Raw genomic sequence first — 15,059 nt, 5'->3', positions numbered from 1 at the left:
CGACCAGGCCGACCCGGCCGGCCCGCCGCTCGGCGCGGCCGGTGCCGGCGCCCCCCACCGTCCGCTCGCCGAGATCATGGCCCCCGACTGGGCCGAGGCGCTCGCCCCCGTCGAGCCCCAGCTCCGGGCCGTGGGCGACTTCCTGCGCGCGGAAGCGGCGGCCGGACGCCCGTACGAGCCGGCGCCGTCGGACATCCTGCGCGCCTTCCAGCGACCGCTCGCCGACGTGCGCGTCCTGATCGTGGGCCAGGACCCGTACCCGACGCCCGGGCACGCCATGGGACTGTCCTTCTCGGTCCAGCCGCACGTGCGACCGGTCCCACGCTCGCTCCAGAACATCTACGCCGAGATGGCGACCGACCTCGGCACCCCCACGCCCGTGCACGGCGACCTGTCCGCGTGGAGCGACCAGGGCGTCATGCTGCTCAACAGGGTCCTGACGGTCGGCGCGGGCGACACCGGCTCGCACCGCCGCAAGGGTTGGGAGGTCGTCACCGAGGCCGCGATCCGCGCCCTCGTGGCCCGCGACCAGCCGCTCGTCGCGATCCTCTGGGGCCGCGACGCCGCGACGCTCAAGCCCCTCCTGGGCGACACCCCGGTCGTCGAGAGCGCGCACCCCAGCCCCCTGTCCGCGCGCCGCGGGTTCTTCGGGTCGCGGCCCTTCTCGCGCGTCAACGAGCTGCTCGTGGCCCAGGGGTCGGCGCCCGTCGACTGGACGCTGCCGACGGCCTGACGCACCTCGCCGGGCCACGGCCGCGCTACGTCGTCGGACGGGCCGCGCTGCGCCGTCGGGAATCCCCGGGACGCAGCGCGGCCCGTGTCACACAATGGAACGGTGACCACCTCGCACCCGGACAGAGACAACGCGCCCCGCTGGGCCAGCTACGTCGCGATCGGCGACTCGTTCACGGAAGGTCTCTGGGACCCCTACCCGAACGACCCGGACCGCCAGCGCGGCTGGGCCGACCTCCTCGCAGGGCACCTGTCGACGCGACGCAGCGCCGCAGGCCACGCCCCGCTCGAGTACGCCAACCTCGCGATCCGCGGCCGGCTCCTGCGCTCTATCCTCTCGGAGCAGGTACCGGCCGCGCTCGCGCTCAAGCCCGACCTGGTGAGCCTCATCGGCGGGGGCAACGACATCCTGCGCCCCGCGGCCGACATCGACCGCCTGGCCCGCAACCTGGACCACGCCGTGGGACGCCTGCGCGCCGAGGGCATCGACGTCCTGCTGGGCACGGGCTTCGACACGTCGGGCTCGCCCCTCGTGGGCCTCACGCGCGGACGGGTGGGCGTGTTCAACGCCCACATCTGGTCGATCGCGCGCCGCCACGGCGCGCACGTCCTGGACCTGTGGGGCATGGCGTCGCTGCACGACTGGCGCATGTGGTCCGACGACCGCATCCACCTCACGCCCGACGGGCACCGGCGCGTCGCGCAGGCCGCGCTCGTGGGCCTGGGCCAGGCGCCCGACGACGTCGCGTGGGACGACCCGTTGTCTCCCCTGCCGCCCGTCCCGCTCCTCGACCGTGCCCGGCAGAACGCCGAGTGGGTGCGCGTGCACGTGTACCCGTGGGCGACGCGGCGCCTGCGGGGCCACTCGTCGGGCGACCTGCGCGAGCCCAAGGCCCCCGTGCTGACGCCGGTGCAGTCGCAGTAGGCAGCCCGACAGGACAGCGCGGCGCCCGGCCTGCGGGCTCGGGCCGCAGACGTCCCCGGACGACGAAGGCCGGCGTCGCGCAGCTCGTGCTGCGCGACGCCGGCCTTCGTGGTGGGACCGGAGCCGCCTGTCGGGTTCGAACCGACGACCTTTCGCTTACAAGGCGAGTGCTCTACCAGCTGAGCTAAGGCGGCACGCCACCCGAGGGCAGCGGCACCGTGAGGTGCGCGAACAGCCTACCGGGTGCTGCGCGCGCGGTGGACGCGCGGCGAGCAGGCGGTCGGCGTCCGTCCCTCACCTGGGACGGACGCCGACCGGGCGGGTCAGCCCTTGGCTGCCTCGACGGCCTTCTTGAGCTCGGCCGGGTCGGTCCAGTTGCCGTCCCAGCGCTCCCCGTTGATCGTGATGGTCGGCGTGCCGAAGCCACCGGTCTGCGGGTTGGCGAGGTCGGGGTTCTGCGTGGCGAGGTTGGTCGCCCCCTCGGCCCACTTGCCGAACTCCTTGGTCGCGTCGCCCGCGGCGATCTTGTCCGCCACGTCGGCCGGGACGCCTGCGGTCGTGGCGATCTCGGCGATCTGCGCGTCGGTCAGGCCGGCCGTGTTTTCCTCGGGCTGGTTGGCGAACATCGCCTCGTTGAACGCGTTGAACTGCTCCGGGGCGTGCTCGGCGACGTACGCGGCCGCGGAGGCGGAGCGCGTCGAGAACTGGCTGCCGGACGAGAAGCGGTCGAGGATCGCGACCGGGTGCTGCACCAGGGTGATGTCCCCGGCCGTGCGCATCTCGTCGATCGAGGCGGCGTTGACGGACTCGAAGTCACCGCAGATGGGGCACATGTAGTCGAAGTACACGCCGAGCTCGACGGCACCCTCGGTGCTGGTCCCCGCGACGCCGTCCGTACCGACCGGGATGCCGCCCGTGTCGTTGGCCGCGGCGGGCGCCGTGACGCCCGTGAGCGGCTCGGTCTTCTGGGCGTCCTTCTGGTTCATCGCGGGGATGAAGACCCAGAGGAAGGCGCCGATGAGCACGGCCAGGCCACCGACGAGGGCGCCGATGGTGATCGCACGGTTGCGCTTGTCGCGCTTGGCCTGCGCCTCGCGCAGCGCGAGGGCTTCGGCACGGGCCGCGTCGCGGCGGTCGGCCTTGGTCTGACGGGGTTCGTTCGACATGGGAGTCCTTGGAGTCGTGTGGTGGCGCGGTCCCGCTCAGGGCCGCACTGGTCGCGAGGGTAGCGGTCCGTGCCACGCGAGCCCAGGGTGCGGGGCACCGGGTCGCGTGGCGGCGACGAGTCGGGATCGAGTCGTCAGGCGGCCGCGAGCGCGGCAGGTGGCCCGCGCAGCGAGCGCACCGCGGCGAGCGCGAGATGGTGCAGCACCTTGGTCGCGGACCGCACGACCTGGCGACACGAGAGGGCCACGGGTGCGAGCGGCGCCCGCAGCAGGGCGACCGCGCGGCGCGGGCTCAGGACCGCGGTGAGGCGGTCACGCACGCGCAGGGCCACGGCGGCCAGCCCGCACCCGGCGAGCAGCAGCGCGAGGTGGGCGAGCAGCACGGGCAGCGCGAGCACGCCGACGACGGTGACGACGCGGGCGGGATCTCCCCCGAGCGCGGCGGTCCCGGCGGGGCAGTCGGCGGTCTCCCGCAGGAGGGCCAGGTGCACGCCCGCGACGCCCCAGCCGCCCGGAGCGGGCACGCACTGGTGGACGAGGCTGAAACCACGGTCCGCGAGGAGCGTCAGGGTCCCGACGACCAGGAGGAAGCCGGCGACGACGAGCGAGGTCGCGGCGGTCAGCGACCGCGTCAGCAGACGCTCGGGGCCGTCCGTGCGCACGCGCGAGCGGGCCGCGGTCGCGGCCTCGTTCGGGGCTGTCCCGGAGGTCGCGCCGGTCGGCGCTCCCGGGGCGGACGTCCTGGTCACGGGGTCAGGGTACCCGCGCTGTCTGAGAGTTTCCGGTGAGGCACGTGGACTCACAGGCTCGGCGGCGGACCGGGGAAGGGCGCCCAGTCGATCGGCGTGCCGTCGCCGAGCGAGAAGAGCACGATCGCCGCGAGCACGAGCCCGGCGAGCACCAGGAAGATCGCCCCGACGCGACCGGGCGCGACGTGCGCGAGCGTGGTGCGCGCCCCGTACCGGGTGAGGCCGGACAGCGGCCCGAACCAGGCGAGCAGCACCGTGACCGCCATCGCGGCGCACAGCACGACGGTGAAGACCCAGGACTCGTTGGCACCGCCGACCGAGCGGGCCTCGACCGTCTGCTGGGGCGCGAGGACGAGCATCCCCGGCGCGAGCAGCCACCACGAGCCCACGACGAGCAGCACTCCCCCGCACAGCGCCACGAGCAGGGACGGCACCGCGCCCACGACGGCGCGCAGCGCGTACCAGGGCGCGGCGATCGCGGTGCGTGCCCCGTCGCCGCGCTGCACGCCCTTGCGCTCGCGGCGGCCGTGGAGCGAGTCCGCGCCCACGCCGACGACGCGCAGCACGACCACGACCAGCGCGAGCAGCACGAACGCGCGGCCCGGGTGCGACCCCGCGAGCAGCACGAGCGGCAGCCCGAGCGCAGCCACGGTCCCGGCCCGGCGGCGGTGGGCGGGGCGCGCGTAGCCGGGGGCGGAGATCACGCCGAGGGGGCGGCCGAACGCGTCGAGCGGGTCCCCGCCCTCGCGCTCGGCCGCCTGCGCGCCGCGCCCCTTCTTCCCGCCCGACGGCGGAGCGTTCGCGGGCGGCGCGGGCTGCGGCGCGTACGGGTTCTGGGTCGGCGGCGGGTACGGGCCCTGCGCCGGCGGGTACGCCCCGGGCGGCGCCGCGGGTACGGCAGGCTGCCGCAGGGTGGGCTGCAGGACAGCGGGTTGCACCGCGGTCGGCTGCACGGCGGCGGGCTTCGCGGCGGGCGGCACGGGTGGCGCCGGTGGCACGGTGGGCACCGCGACGGTCCGGCCGTCGTTCGCGATGACCTGGGTCGCGGCGAGGGGCGGGATCGACGGCGCAGGCGGGGTCGGCCGCGGCACGGGCACGGCCGAGCGGACGGTCGGGACGACGCTCGTCGGCTGGACGTCACCGGCCGAGGCGGGCAGGACGACAGTCGCCGCGGCCCCGGCCGCGCCGCCGGCCCCGTTCGAGGCAGCAGCGCCCGCGGGCCCCACGGCGGCAGCCCGCTCGGCCGCCGCGAGCGTCCCGCCGACGGCCGCCACGGCGGCGGCACCGGCGAGCGCCGCACCACCGGCCGCGCCGCCCCCACCACGGGCGGTCCCGCCTCCGCCGAACTGCTGCGGGACGACCGCCGTCGCGCCCGTGGCGAGCGACGGCGTCGGGCCGTCGCCGCCCTGCGCCGCGCGGTGCAGGACCGCCGCGACCTCCGAGGGGCCGAGGCGGGTCGCCGGGTCCGCCCGCAGCGCCGCCGCGAGCGCCTCGGCCGTGCGGGGGCCCAGGCCGTCGAGGTCCGCCTCCCCCGTCCGGGCCCGGGCGAGCACGGCCTCGACGGGGCGCATGCCGAACGGCGGCCGCCCGGTCGCGGCGAACGCGAGCAGCGCGGCCCAGCCCCACCAGTCGCTGTTGGCGCTCGGCGCCGCACCCTCGAGCAGCTCGGGGGCCAGGTACCCGGGCGTGCCCATGACGAGACCGGTCGACGTGGCGCGCGCCTCGTCGAGCCCGTGCGCGATGCCGAAGTCGATGAGGACCGGGCCGTTCTGGGTCACCAGGACGTTGCTGGGCTTGAGGTCGCGGTGCACGACCCCGGCCGCGTGGACCGCCTCGAGCGCCTCGGCGAGCTGGTCCGCGAGCTCGAAGAGGTCGCGTGCGTCGAGCGGGCCGCCCGTCGCGATCTCCTCCTCGAGGTTCGGGCCGTCGACGAGCTCGGTCACGATGAAGGCCTCGGAGCCGTCGAGCTCGACGTCGAGGATCTGCGCGACCGCGGGGTGCCGCAGCCGTTGGAGCGCGACGGCCTCGCGGCGAAGGCGCTCGCGCCCCTGCGCGTCGACGTCGAGGTGTGCGTGCAGGAACTTGATCGCGACGAGGTTTCCGCCGCCGTCCTCGGCCTCGTAGACGGCTCCCATGGCACCGGCACCGAGGCGGGCGAGGATGCGGTAGCCGCCGACCTCGCTGCCCGTGGGCAGCCCCCCACGCCGCGCGGCCCCGTTGCTCCGCGCCGGGTCGGCTGGTCTGCTGCTGGCCTCCTCCATGGTGTCAAGGTATCGACAAATCGAGGCCGTGCCCTGCGCTCCCGGGAGCAAGCAGGACGCGACACCGATAACCTGGGTGGAGTTTCACCAAAGTTCAACCGAATACCAAGGAGATCTCCATTGACTGGCAAAGACGGCTACGACCTCGTCGTGGTGTCCAACCGGCTTCCCGTCGACTTCACGGTCGACGACGAGGGCCACGTCGACTGGAAGCGCTCCCCGGGGGGGCTCGTCACCGCGCTGGAACCCGTCATGCAGAAGTCGGACGGTGCCTGGGTCGGCTGGTCGGGCGCCCCTGACCTCGAGGTCGACCCGTTCGACGCCGACGACATGCGCCTGGTGCCCGTGACGCTGTCCGCGACCGAGATCGAGCGCTACTACGAGGGCTTCTCCAACGACACGCTCTGGCCGCTCTACCACGACGTCATCGCGCCCCCGGCGTTCCACCGGCAGTGGTGGGACGCGTACCGCCGCGTCAACCAGCGCTTCGCCGACGCCGCCGCCGCGCAGGCCGAGCAGGGCGCGACCGTCTGGGTCCACGACTACCAGCTCCAGCTCGTGCCGCGCATGCTGCGCGAACAGCGCCCCGACCTGAAGATCGGCTTCTTCAACCACATCCCCTTCCCCCCGCTCGAGCTCTTCCAGCAGCTCCCGTGGCGGCGCCAGGTGATCGACGGCCTCCTGGGCGCCGACCTCATCGGCTTCCAGCGGGCCGGGGACGCGTCGAACTTCATCCGCGCCGTGCGGCGCCTCACGGGCTACACGACCCGCGGCCCCATCGTGACCGTGCCCGGTGCCGAGGACCGCCCCTCGCGCAACGTGCGCGCCGCCGCGTTCCCCATCTCGATCGACTCCCGGACCTTCGACGAGCTCGCCCGGACCCCCGAGGTCCAGGCCCGCTCGCGCGAGATCCGCGCCGACCTGGGCGACCCCGAGTGCATGATGCTGGGCGTCGACCGCCTCGACTACACCAAGGGCATCCGCCACCGCATCAAGGCCTACGGCGAGATCCTGCAGGACGGGCGCATCGACGTCGAGCACGTCACGCTCGTCCAGGTCGCGAGCCCGAGCCGCGAGAACGTCGGCGCCTACCAGGAGCTGCGCGAGCAGGTCGAGGGCCTCGTGGGCCGCATCAACGGCGAGTACGCCGAGATCGGTCACGCCGCGATCCACTACCTGCACCACTCCTACCCGCCCGAGGAGATGGCCGCGCTCTACCTCGCAGCAGACGTCATGCTCGTCACGTCGCTGCGCGACGGCATGAACCTCGTCGCCAAGGAGTACATCGCGGCCCGCTCCGACGACCGCGGCGTCCTGGTCCTCTCCGAGTTCACCGGGGCCGCCGACGAGCTCGCGGGCGGAGCCCTGCTCGTCAACCCCCACGACATCGACGGCATGAAGGACATCATCGTCGCGGCCGCGAACATGGACGTGCGCGAGCAGCGCAAGCGCATGCGCCGCCTGCGTCGCCGCGTCCTGGCCGACGACGTCTCGAAGTGGTCCGAGTCGTTCCTCGGCGTGCTCCAGGCCATGCCCTCGCGTGACACCCCGCGCACCCACGCCCCGTCCCGCGCAGCGGACGAGGTGCCCGTCGAGGGGGAGGGCGCGTGACGCCGTCGGGCACCGAGCACACCACGACCGGCGGGGCCGCCGACCTCACCGCGGCCCTCGCGGCCCTCGCGAGCGCGGCCGGGACGGCGCGCACGGGCGCACCGCCCGGCCCCGTCCTCGTGGCGAGCGACTTCGACGGGGTCCTCGCCCCGCTCGGGGACGACCCCCTCGCGTCCCGTCCCACCCCGGGCTCCGCCCTCGCGCTCGCCCGGCTCGCGGCGTGCGGACCCGACCGGGTGCGCGTCGCGCTCGTGTCGGGACGGCGGATCGAGGACCTCGCGCACCTCGCCTCGCCGCCGCCCGGTGCGCTGCTCGTCGGCAGCCACGGCGCGGAGACGGGCGAGGTGCTCGCACCGCTCCGTGACGGGGCCGACGACGAGCGCCGCGTGCGCGCCGACGGCACCGCGGCCCGGGTCCGCCTCATCCCCGTGACCCTCGACGACGCGCAGAGCGAGCTCCTGGCCCACGTCACCGCCGGCCTCGAGGAGATCGCGTCCCCCGTCGAGGGCGCCTGGGTCGAGCACAAGCCCTCGGCCGCGGTGCTCCACACCCGGCTGTCCCCCGCCGACGCGGCCCAGGCCGCGACGGCCGCGGCGGTCGAGCTCGGCGAACGACTGGGCGCGCACGTCATGGCCGGGAAGAACGTCGTCGAGATCGCGGTCACGAGCACCTCCAAGGGCATCGCGCTCGACGCGCTGCGCGAGCGGCTCGGTTCCCCGGCGGTGCTCTACCTGGGCGACGACGTGACCGACGAACGAGCCTTCGCGGTGCTCGGCCCGGCCGACGTGGGCGTCAAGGTGGGAGAGGGCGAGACCCTCGCCGCGTACCGCGTCGCCGACCCCGCCGAGGCCGCGGCCGTCCTGACGACGCTCGCCGACCTGCTGGACGTCTGAGCATCCGCCTCCCCCGGCGCCCGAGGACCGTGACCAGGACGTGACCTGGGTGTGACGGAGGACTCAGGAACCGGGGGTAGGATGCCGAGCAACGATGACGTCGGACCACCGGGTCCCCGGGAGACCGGAAGCCCTGGAGGTTCGACTTCTTCTGTGTCACAGCAGACACGCACCACGTGAAAGCGCGGCACGTCACTACACAACGGATCGTCCGGCACGTACCTGCCGGTGGAGGGATGTACCCATCATGGCTACGGTCACTTTCGACCACGCAACGCGGCTCTACCCGGGGACCGAGCGCCCTGCGGTGGACCAGCTCAACCTGCACATCGAGGACGGCGAGTTCCTCGTCCTCGTCGGCCCCTCGGGTTGTGGCAAGTCGACGTCGCTCCGCATGCTCGCGGGCCTCGAGGACGTCAACGGCGGGCACATCTTCATCGGTGACCGCGACGTCACCGACGTGCAGCCCAAGGACCGCGACATCGCGATGGTGTTCCAGAACTACGCGCTGTACCCCCACATGTCCGTCGCGGACAACATGGGCTTCGCGCTGAAGATCGCCGGCACGCCGAAGGCGGACATCCGCCAGCGTGTCGAGGAGGCCGCGAAGATCCTCGACCTCACCGAGTACCTGGACCGCAAGCCCAAGGCTCTCTCCGGTGGTCAGCGTCAGCGTGTCGCCATGGGCCGCGCGATCGTCCGTCAGCCCCAGGTGTTCCTCATGGACGAGCCGCTGTCGAACCTCGACGCCAAGCTCCGCGTCCAGACCCGTACGCAGATCGCGTCGCTCCAGCGTCGCCTCGGTGTCACGACCGTCTACGTCACGCACGACCAGACCGAGGCCCTCACCATGGGCGACCGCATCGCGGTCCTCAAGGACGGTCTCCTGCAGCAGGTCGGCACGCCGCGCGACATGTACGACACCCCCGCCAACGTCTTCGTCGCCGGCTTCATCGGCTCGCCCGCGATGAACCTCGGCACGTTCGCCGTGAACAACGGTCTGGCCGAGGTCGGCCCGGCCCGCATCCCGCTCGAGCGCGAGGTCGCCGCCAAGCTCACCGACGCCGACAAGGGCAAGATCACGCTCGGCTTCCGCCCCGAGGCGCTCGAGGTCACCTCGCAGGCCAACGAGAGCGCCTTCCCGGTTGAGGTCAACATCGTCGAGGAGCTCGGCTCCGACGCGTTCGTCTACGGCACCCTCAAGGGCGACCTGGCGACCAACGCGGACATCCACTCGGGTGCCGGCGACAACCAGATCATCGTCCGCGTCGACCCGCGCAACGTGCCCGCCAAGGGCGAGCGCATCTACGTGGCGATCCGCCCGGGCAACACGCACATCTTCTCGACCGCGACGGGCCTGCGTCTCAGCTGACCCACAGCGACACGGGGCGGGCTCGGCGACAGCCGGGTCCGCCCCTTTCGCATATCCTTCCCGGTGGTGCGGAACGTCCGCGCCACCACGCCCCCGCACGCGAACGGCCACCGCGGAGAAAGGACCTGTCATGGTGCAGAACCTGCAGATCACCGCGTCAGCCCCCGACCCAGCACTGCTCGACCTCCCCTGGGACATCCCCCTGGAGGAGTGGCCGGACAGCGTCCTGGCCGCCCTCCCCCGCGGGATCTCGCGCCACATCGTGCGCTTCGTGCGCCTGTCGGGCCGCGTCATCGCGATCAAGGAGATCGGCGAGTCCGTCGCGTACCGCGAGTACGAGCTGCTGCGCCAGCTCAGCCGTCTCGACGTCCCCAGCGTCGTGCCCGTGGGAGTCATCACAGGCCGGAGCGACGCGCACGGCGAACGCCTCGAGGCCGTGCTCATCACCGAGCACCTGCAGTTCTCGCTGCCCTACCGCGCGCTGTTCAGCCAGGCCCTGCAGCCCGACACCGCGACACGCCTCATCGACGCCCTCGCGGTGCTGCTCGTGCGGCTGCACCTCGTCGGCTTCTACTGGGGCGACGTGTCGCTGTCCAACACGCTCTTCCGCCGCGACGCCGAGACCTTCGCCGCGTACCTCGTGGACGCCGAGACGGGTGACCTGCACCGCGAGCTGAGCCCCGGCCAGCGCAGCTACGACGTGGACCTCGCGCGGACGAACATCATCGGCGAGCTCATGGACCTGTCCGCGGGCGAGCTGCTCGACGAGGACATCGACGAGATCCTCGTGGGCGACGCGCTCGTCGCACGCTACAACGAGCTCTGGGACGCCCTGACCAACGCCGAGACCTTCGCCTCGGACGAGCGCTGGCGAGTCGCCGCGCGCATCGACCGGCTCAACAACCTGGGCTTCGACGTGGGCGAGCTCGCCATCACGACCGACATCGACGGCACGACCGTCCAGATCCAGCCCAAGGTCGTCGACGCGGGCCACCACGCGCGCCGCCTGCTGCGCCTCACCGGCCTGGACGTCCAGGAGAACCAGGCCCGCCGCCTGCTCAACGACCTCGACTCCTACCGTGCGGCCGCCGAGCGCCAGAACGACGACGAGGAGTTCGTCGCGCACGACTGGCTCAGCGGGGTCTTCGAGCCCACGATCCAGGCCGTCCCGCGCGACCTGCGGCGCAAGCTGCAGCCCGCCCAGCTCTTCCACGAGATCCTCGACCACCGCTGGTTCATCTCGGAGAAGGCCGGCCGGGACATCCCCATGCCCGAGGCCACGGCGTCCTACGTCGAGAACGTACTCCGGCACCGACCCGACGAGAAGGCGATCCTGGGCCTCGCGCCGGGCGAGGTCGACCGCCAGGAGTGATCGGGGCGGGGCGTCGGGAGGCAGGCAGCCCTCTCACTCCTGTCCTGACGGCCCTGGCGAGGGCGCCGAACGCATCCCCGCGAGGTCCCGGCGCCGGTAGGTCTCGCCCACGATCGCCGTGCCCAGCGCGATCGCGCCCGGCACCACCAGCGCTGCCCCGGTTCCCGCGCGCAGCACGAGCGCCCCCACGGCGGCCCCGCTCCCGAGCGCGACGACCGCCGAGACCCGCCGCACCCAGGCCTCGCGGCCGTGGCTGCCCTGGAAGGAGTCCGCGGCCAGCCCCGTGAGCGTCGAGGTGACCACGGTGGTCGTCAGGTCCTTGACGGACAGGTGTCGGGCGGTCGCCGCCTGGACCCCCATCGAGACTCCCAGCACGGCCACGACCACGAGCAGGTGCCAGCCCCTCGGGGTGCCCACCGCCGCGGCCACGGCGGATGCCGCGAGCACCCCGATCCCGACGCCCGCGAACAGGCCCGTCGTCGTCCGGTGCCAGCCTGCCCTCTGGTTCCTGAACGCGAACCCCGCGACCGCCGCCCCCGCGACGTACGCCGCGAGCGCGACGAGCGGCCCGGCGGTGGGCACGTCCGGGCCGCCCGCGAGCCCCATCCCGAGGATCAGCACGTTGCCGGTCATGTTGGCCGTGAAGACCTGGTCGAGGGCCAGGTAGCAGATGCCGTCGATGATGCCCGTCGAGAACGTCAGCACCAGGAGCAGCACCCTGTAGTGCCGGTGCACGGGCTGAGGGTCCATCCCGCGAGCATCCCCCGGGCGGTCCCAGGGCGCACCCGCACACCGGGCGTCGCCCGGCTCCCGACGACGCAGGGCGCCCCGTCGCCCCACCGGGAAGGTGGTACGACGGGGCGCCCTGGACGAACGGTGTCTCAGTCCTCCGCGGAGCGCAGGCGCGCGACCTCGTACAGCGAGATCCCGGCGGCGACGCCGGCGTTGAGCGACTCGACGTCCGAGAGGATCGGGATCGAGGCGACGACGTCGCACGTCTCGCGGACGAGGCGCGAGAGGCCCTTGCCCTCGGACCCGACGACGAGCACGAGCGGGTCCTTGCCGAACGCGAGCTCGCCCACGGCGACCGGGCCGCCGCCGTCGAGCCCCACGATGAAGCAGCCCGCGGCCTTGTACTCGGTCAGCGTGCGCACGAGGTTGGTCGCGCGGGCCACGGGCACGCGCGCCGCGGCTCCCGCGGAGACCTTCCACGCGGACGCCGTGACGCCGGCCGCGCGACGCTCGGGCACGAGGACGCCGTGCGCCCCGAACGCGCCCGCGGAGCGCAGCACGGCGCCGAGGTTGCGCGGGTCGGTCACGCCGTCGAGGGCGACGATGAGCGGGGGCTCGCCTGCCTCGTGCGCGCGGTCGAGGAGGTCCTCGGGGTCGGCGTAGTCGTAGGGCGGGACCTGGATCGCGACGCCCTGGTGGACCGAGCCGTCGGTCATGCGGTCGAGCTCGGCCTTGGTGACCTCGAGGAGGTTGTACCCACGCCCGGAGGCGATGTTCAGGATCTCCTTGGTGCGGTCGTCGGCCTCGAGGCGCGTGGCGATGTACACCGCGGAGACCGGGATGTACGCCCGGAGGGCCTCGAGCACGGCGTTGCGGCCGTTGACGACCTCGTTCGCGCTGCTCGATCGCGTCGTGCGCGACGGCGTGCGCCCGCTCGGGCGCCCGCCACGAGCCGCGCTCTTGGCGTCGTGCGCGCGCGGCCCCGTCGAGGTGGCGTCGCGGCGTTCGGCGGCGACCTTGGCCTTGTGGGCCTTGTGGTAGGTGCGGTCCTCGGCCTTGGGCGTCGGGCCGCGGCCCTCGAGGGAGCGGCGGTTCTTGCCGCCCGTGCCGGCGACGGCACCCTTCTTGTTGCTGCTGCGGGTCGCGCCGCGTCGTTGTGAGTTTCCAGCCATGGGTCTGCCCCGTCGGTCGATGTGTGCGAGTGAAGTTGTGGTGGCGGACCCTGGGCCCGGGTGGGCCCGTCCTGCCGTGGGGCCAGGGTTCCGGGTCAGGTGCCCTGGCGTGCAGCGAGGGACCAGCGGGCCCCGTCGCTGGAGTCCTCGACGACGACCCCGGCGACCGCGAGGCGGTCCCGGATCGCGTCGGAGGTGGCGAAGTCGCGCGCGGCCCGTGCCTGCGCGCGGGCGTCGAGCTCGGCGGTGACGACTGCGTCGAGCGCCTGCCGGTACCGGGTGTCCCCGGCGTCGGCCCACTGCTCGCCCGCGGGGTCGAGCCCCAGGACGTCGAGCATCGCCCGGAGGGCGACGAGGTGGTGCCGCGCGACGGCGTCCGCGGCCGGCGAGCGGTCGGCGAGCGCCGAGTTCCCGGCGCGCAGGTGCTCGTGCACGACCGCGAGGGCCGCGGGCACGTTGAGGTCGTCGTCCATCGCGGACACGAAGGCCGCCGGGAGCTCGGCCTGGCGCACGTCGGCCGCGTCGATCGTCCCGACGCGCTCGCCCGCCCGCTGCACGAACCCGCTGAGCCGCTCCCACGTGGCCTCGGCCTCGGTCACGGTGTCCTGGGTCCACTCGAGCATCGAGCGGTACTGGACCGCGGCGAGCGCGTAGCGCAGCACGGCCGGGGTGGTCGTGCTGAGCACCTCGCGCACGAGCAGCCCGTTGCCGAGGGACTTGCTCATCTTGGCGCCGCCCTGCGTGACCCACGCGGAGTGGAGCCAGTACTGGGCGAACCCGTCGCCGGCGGCACGGGACTGGGCCTGCTCGTTCTCGTGGTGCGGGAACCGCAGGTCGAGGCCACCGCCGTGGATGTCGAACGTGCTGCCGAGGTAGCGGTGGGCCATGGCCGAGCACTCGAGGTGCCAGCCGGGGCGTCCGCGCCCGAACGGGGTGTCCCACGAGGCCGTGGCCGGCTCACCGGGCTTGGGGGCCTTCCAGAGCGCGAAGTCGCGGGGGTCGCGCTTGAGGGACTCCTCGGCCGAGTCCGCGGGAGCCGGCGTGAGGTCCTCGAGCCGCTGGTTGGTGAGCGAGCCGTAGTCGGCCCACGAGCGCACGTCGAACCACACGTCGCCGGGTCCGGTCGTGTAGGCGTGACCGGAGTCGACGAGCCGCTGCATGAGCTCGACCATGTCCGTGACGTGCCCCGTGGCGCGCGGCTCGTAGGTGGGCGGCGCGACGCCCAGGGCGTCGTAGGCCGCGGTGAACTCGCGCTCGTAGGTCGCGGCCCACGCCCACCAGGGCTCGCCGGCGTCGGCGGACTTGGCGAGGATCTTGTCGTCGATGTCGGTGACGTTGCGGATGAGGGTCACGCGCGAGCCCGTGCGGCGCAGCCAGCGTACGAGCACGTCGAAGGCCACGGCCGAGCGCATGTGCCCGATGTGCGGCGCCGACTGGACCGTCGCCCCGCACAGGTAGATGCCGACCTCACCCTGGGTCTGAGGGATGAAGGCGCGCACGTCCCGCGTCGCGGTGTCGAACAGTCGAAGGCTCACGCCCGCAAGGTTACCGGGGCACACCCCTCCCGGCAGAACCCGCCCTCCCGTGGGCGGCGTCCGGGTGCGCGTCCTCACCCGACGGAGCGGGTCGCGCAGCCCTGTCAGTCGCGCCAGTGGACCTTCGTCGGGCGCACGCGCACGACCACGCGGCGGTTGTCGGTGCCGTCGTCGCCGGTGTAGCGCTCGGCTCCCGTGTACTTCTGGGCGAGGGCGTGGATGAGCGAGGCGGACGGGTCTTCCTCGATCGCGGCCTCGCCGCGGACCTCGAGGTACCGGTAGGGCGCGTCGCGGGGGTAGACGAGCACGCTCAGGCGCGGGTCGCGCTGCAGGTTGTCGGTCTTGCGGCGGCCGTGGATCGTCGAGAAGAGGACGTCGTCGCCGTCGCGCGCGACCCACACGACCGAGGTCTGCGGGCTGCCGTCGGCCTCGATCGTGGCCACGGTCGCGAACTCGGGGGCGTCGAGGAGCGCCTTGGCGGCGTCGGGAAGGCTCGTCATGACGTGCTCAATCGCCCGGCCCGCCCGCCTATTCCCGAA

The 15,059-nt window shown here is 73.7% G+C and carries 13 protein-coding genes and 1 tRNA gene; 6 read left to right on the top strand and 8 right to left on the bottom strand.

What is annotated here, in order from left to right; genetic code table 11:
* Nucleotides 1-76 precede the first annotated feature (76 nt).
* The gene (locus ACZDYF_RS00680; RefSeq protein ID WP_225226752.1) at nucleotides 77-733 is read left to right on the top strand and encodes a uracil-DNA glycosylase; all 657 of its coding nucleotides are present in this window, start codon (nucleotides 77-79) and stop codon (nucleotides 731-733) included.
* A 102-nt stretch (nucleotides 734-835) separates the two neighbouring features.
* A complete protein-coding gene (locus tag ACZDYF_RS00675) occupies nucleotides 836-1,657 on the top strand; it encodes an SGNH/GDSL hydrolase family protein (RefSeq protein WP_307824216.1) in 822 nt (273 codons plus the stop codon).
* 121 nt (nucleotides 1,658-1,778) lie between these two features.
* Here the strand turns inward: ACZDYF_RS00675 and ACZDYF_RS00670 are convergent.
* The 4 genes from ACZDYF_RS00670 to ACZDYF_RS00655 form a co-directional block, all read right to left on the bottom strand.
* Nucleotides 1,779-1,851 (bottom strand) — tRNA-Thr (locus ACZDYF_RS00670).
* 129 nt (nucleotides 1,852-1,980) lie between these two features.
* A complete protein-coding gene (locus ACZDYF_RS00665) occupies nucleotides 1,981-2,823 on the bottom strand; it encodes a DsbA family protein (protein ID WP_204809848.1) in 843 nt (280 codons plus the stop codon).
* 134 nt (nucleotides 2,824-2,957) lie between these two features.
* Nucleotides 2,958-3,572 carry a hypothetical protein gene (locus ACZDYF_RS00660; RefSeq protein ID WP_191789540.1) on the bottom strand — a complete coding sequence of 205 codons (615 nt, stop codon included), beginning with the start codon at nucleotides 3,570-3,572 and terminating at the stop codon, nucleotides 2,958-2,960.
* A 50-nt stretch (nucleotides 3,573-3,622) separates the two neighbouring features.
* Complete coding sequence (locus ACZDYF_RS00655; protein WP_475051731.1) at nucleotides 3,623-5,833, bottom strand: serine/threonine-protein kinase; 2,211 nt, start codon at nucleotides 5,831-5,833, stop codon at nucleotides 3,623-3,625.
* Nucleotides 5,834-5,953: 120 nt separating this feature from the next.
* Here ACZDYF_RS00655 and otsA point away from each other — a divergent pair, with 120 nt between their 5' ends.
* From otsA to ACZDYF_RS00635, 4 genes are all read left to right on the top strand, one after another.
* Nucleotides 5,954-7,444, top strand: a complete 1,491-nt coding sequence (gene otsA, locus ACZDYF_RS00650; RefSeq protein WP_225226723.1) for an alpha,alpha-trehalose-phosphate synthase (UDP-forming) — start codon at nucleotides 5,954-5,956, stop codon at nucleotides 7,442-7,444.
* Nucleotides 7,441-8,337 (top strand): trehalose-phosphatase, encoded by an 897-nt coding sequence (otsB, locus tag ACZDYF_RS00645; protein WP_475051727.1) that lies wholly within the window; start codon nucleotides 7,441-7,443, stop codon nucleotides 8,335-8,337. Before otsA ends, otsB begins: the two co-directional genes overlap by 4 nt.
* Before the next feature lie 247 nt (nucleotides 8,338-8,584).
* The gene (locus ACZDYF_RS00640; RefSeq protein WP_191789543.1) at nucleotides 8,585-9,709 is read left to right on the top strand and encodes an ABC transporter ATP-binding protein; all 1,125 of its coding nucleotides are present in this window, start codon (nucleotides 8,585-8,587) and stop codon (nucleotides 9,707-9,709) included.
* Nucleotides 9,710-9,839: 130 nt separating this feature from the next.
* Nucleotides 9,840-11,081 carry a DUF4032 domain-containing protein gene (locus tag ACZDYF_RS00635; protein WP_364074118.1) on the top strand — a complete coding sequence of 414 codons (1,242 nt, stop codon included), beginning with the start codon at nucleotides 9,840-9,842 and terminating at the stop codon, nucleotides 11,079-11,081.
* Between the two features lie 33 nt (nucleotides 11,082-11,114).
* Here ACZDYF_RS00635 and ACZDYF_RS00630 read toward each other — a convergent pair whose 3' ends face one another.
* From ACZDYF_RS00630 to ACZDYF_RS00615, 4 genes are all read right to left on the bottom strand, one after another.
* Nucleotides 11,115-11,831, bottom strand: coding sequence for a DUF1275 family protein (locus ACZDYF_RS00630; protein ID WP_475051720.1), 717 nt, complete (start codon nucleotides 11,829-11,831; stop codon nucleotides 11,115-11,117).
* 131 nt (nucleotides 11,832-11,962) lie between these two features.
* Entirely contained in the window at nucleotides 11,963-12,985 is a 1,023-nt protein-coding gene (rlmB, locus tag ACZDYF_RS00625; RefSeq protein WP_191789546.1) for a 23S rRNA (guanosine(2251)-2'-O)-methyltransferase RlmB, read from the bottom strand.
* A gap of 95 nt (nucleotides 12,986-13,080) precedes the next feature.
* Nucleotides 13,081-14,520, bottom strand: a complete 1,440-nt coding sequence (cysS, locus tag ACZDYF_RS00620) for a cysteine--tRNA ligase (RefSeq protein ID WP_364074114.1) — start codon at nucleotides 14,518-14,520, stop codon at nucleotides 13,081-13,083.
* 104 nt (nucleotides 14,521-14,624) lie between these two features.
* A complete protein-coding gene (locus ACZDYF_RS00615) occupies nucleotides 14,625-15,020 on the bottom strand; it encodes a PPOX class F420-dependent oxidoreductase (protein ID WP_191789548.1) in 396 nt (131 codons plus the stop codon).
* Nucleotides 15,021-15,059 lie beyond the last annotated feature (39 nt).

Source organism: Oerskovia sp. PE-21s, from assembly GCF_056158145.1.
Note: the sequence above shows the minus strand (reverse complement) of the source record. Positions and strands in the feature narration are given on the sequence as shown.

Excerpts from the sequence above, each read along its gene's own strand:
- rlmB (WP_191789546.1), bottom strand. The coding sequence starts at position 12,985 with ATGGCTGGAAACTCACAACGACGCGGCGCGACCCGCAGCAGCAACAAG.
- ACZDYF_RS00665 (WP_204809848.1), bottom strand. The coding sequence starts at position 2,823 with ATGTCGAACGAACCCCGTCAGACCAAGGCCGACCGCCGCGACGCGGCC.
- ACZDYF_RS00655 (WP_475051731.1), bottom strand. The coding sequence starts at position 5,833 with ATGGAGGAGGCCAGCAGCAGACCAGCCGACCCGGCGCGGAGCAACGGG.
- ACZDYF_RS00630 (WP_475051720.1), bottom strand. The coding sequence starts at position 11,831 with ATGGACCCTCAGCCCGTGCACCGGCACTACAGGGTGCTGCTCCTGGTG.
- ACZDYF_RS00635 (WP_364074118.1), top strand. The coding sequence starts at position 9,840 with ATGGTGCAGAACCTGCAGATCACCGCGTCAGCCCCCGACCCAGCACTG.
- ACZDYF_RS00615 (WP_191789548.1), bottom strand. The coding sequence starts at position 15,020 with ATGACGAGCCTTCCCGACGCCGCCAAGGCGCTCCTCGACGCCCCCGAG.
- ACZDYF_RS00640 (WP_191789543.1), top strand. The coding sequence starts at position 8,585 with ATGGCTACGGTCACTTTCGACCACGCAACGCGGCTCTACCCGGGGACC.
- ACZDYF_RS00680 (WP_225226752.1), top strand. The coding sequence starts at position 77 with ATGGCCCCCGACTGGGCCGAGGCGCTCGCCCCCGTCGAGCCCCAGCTC.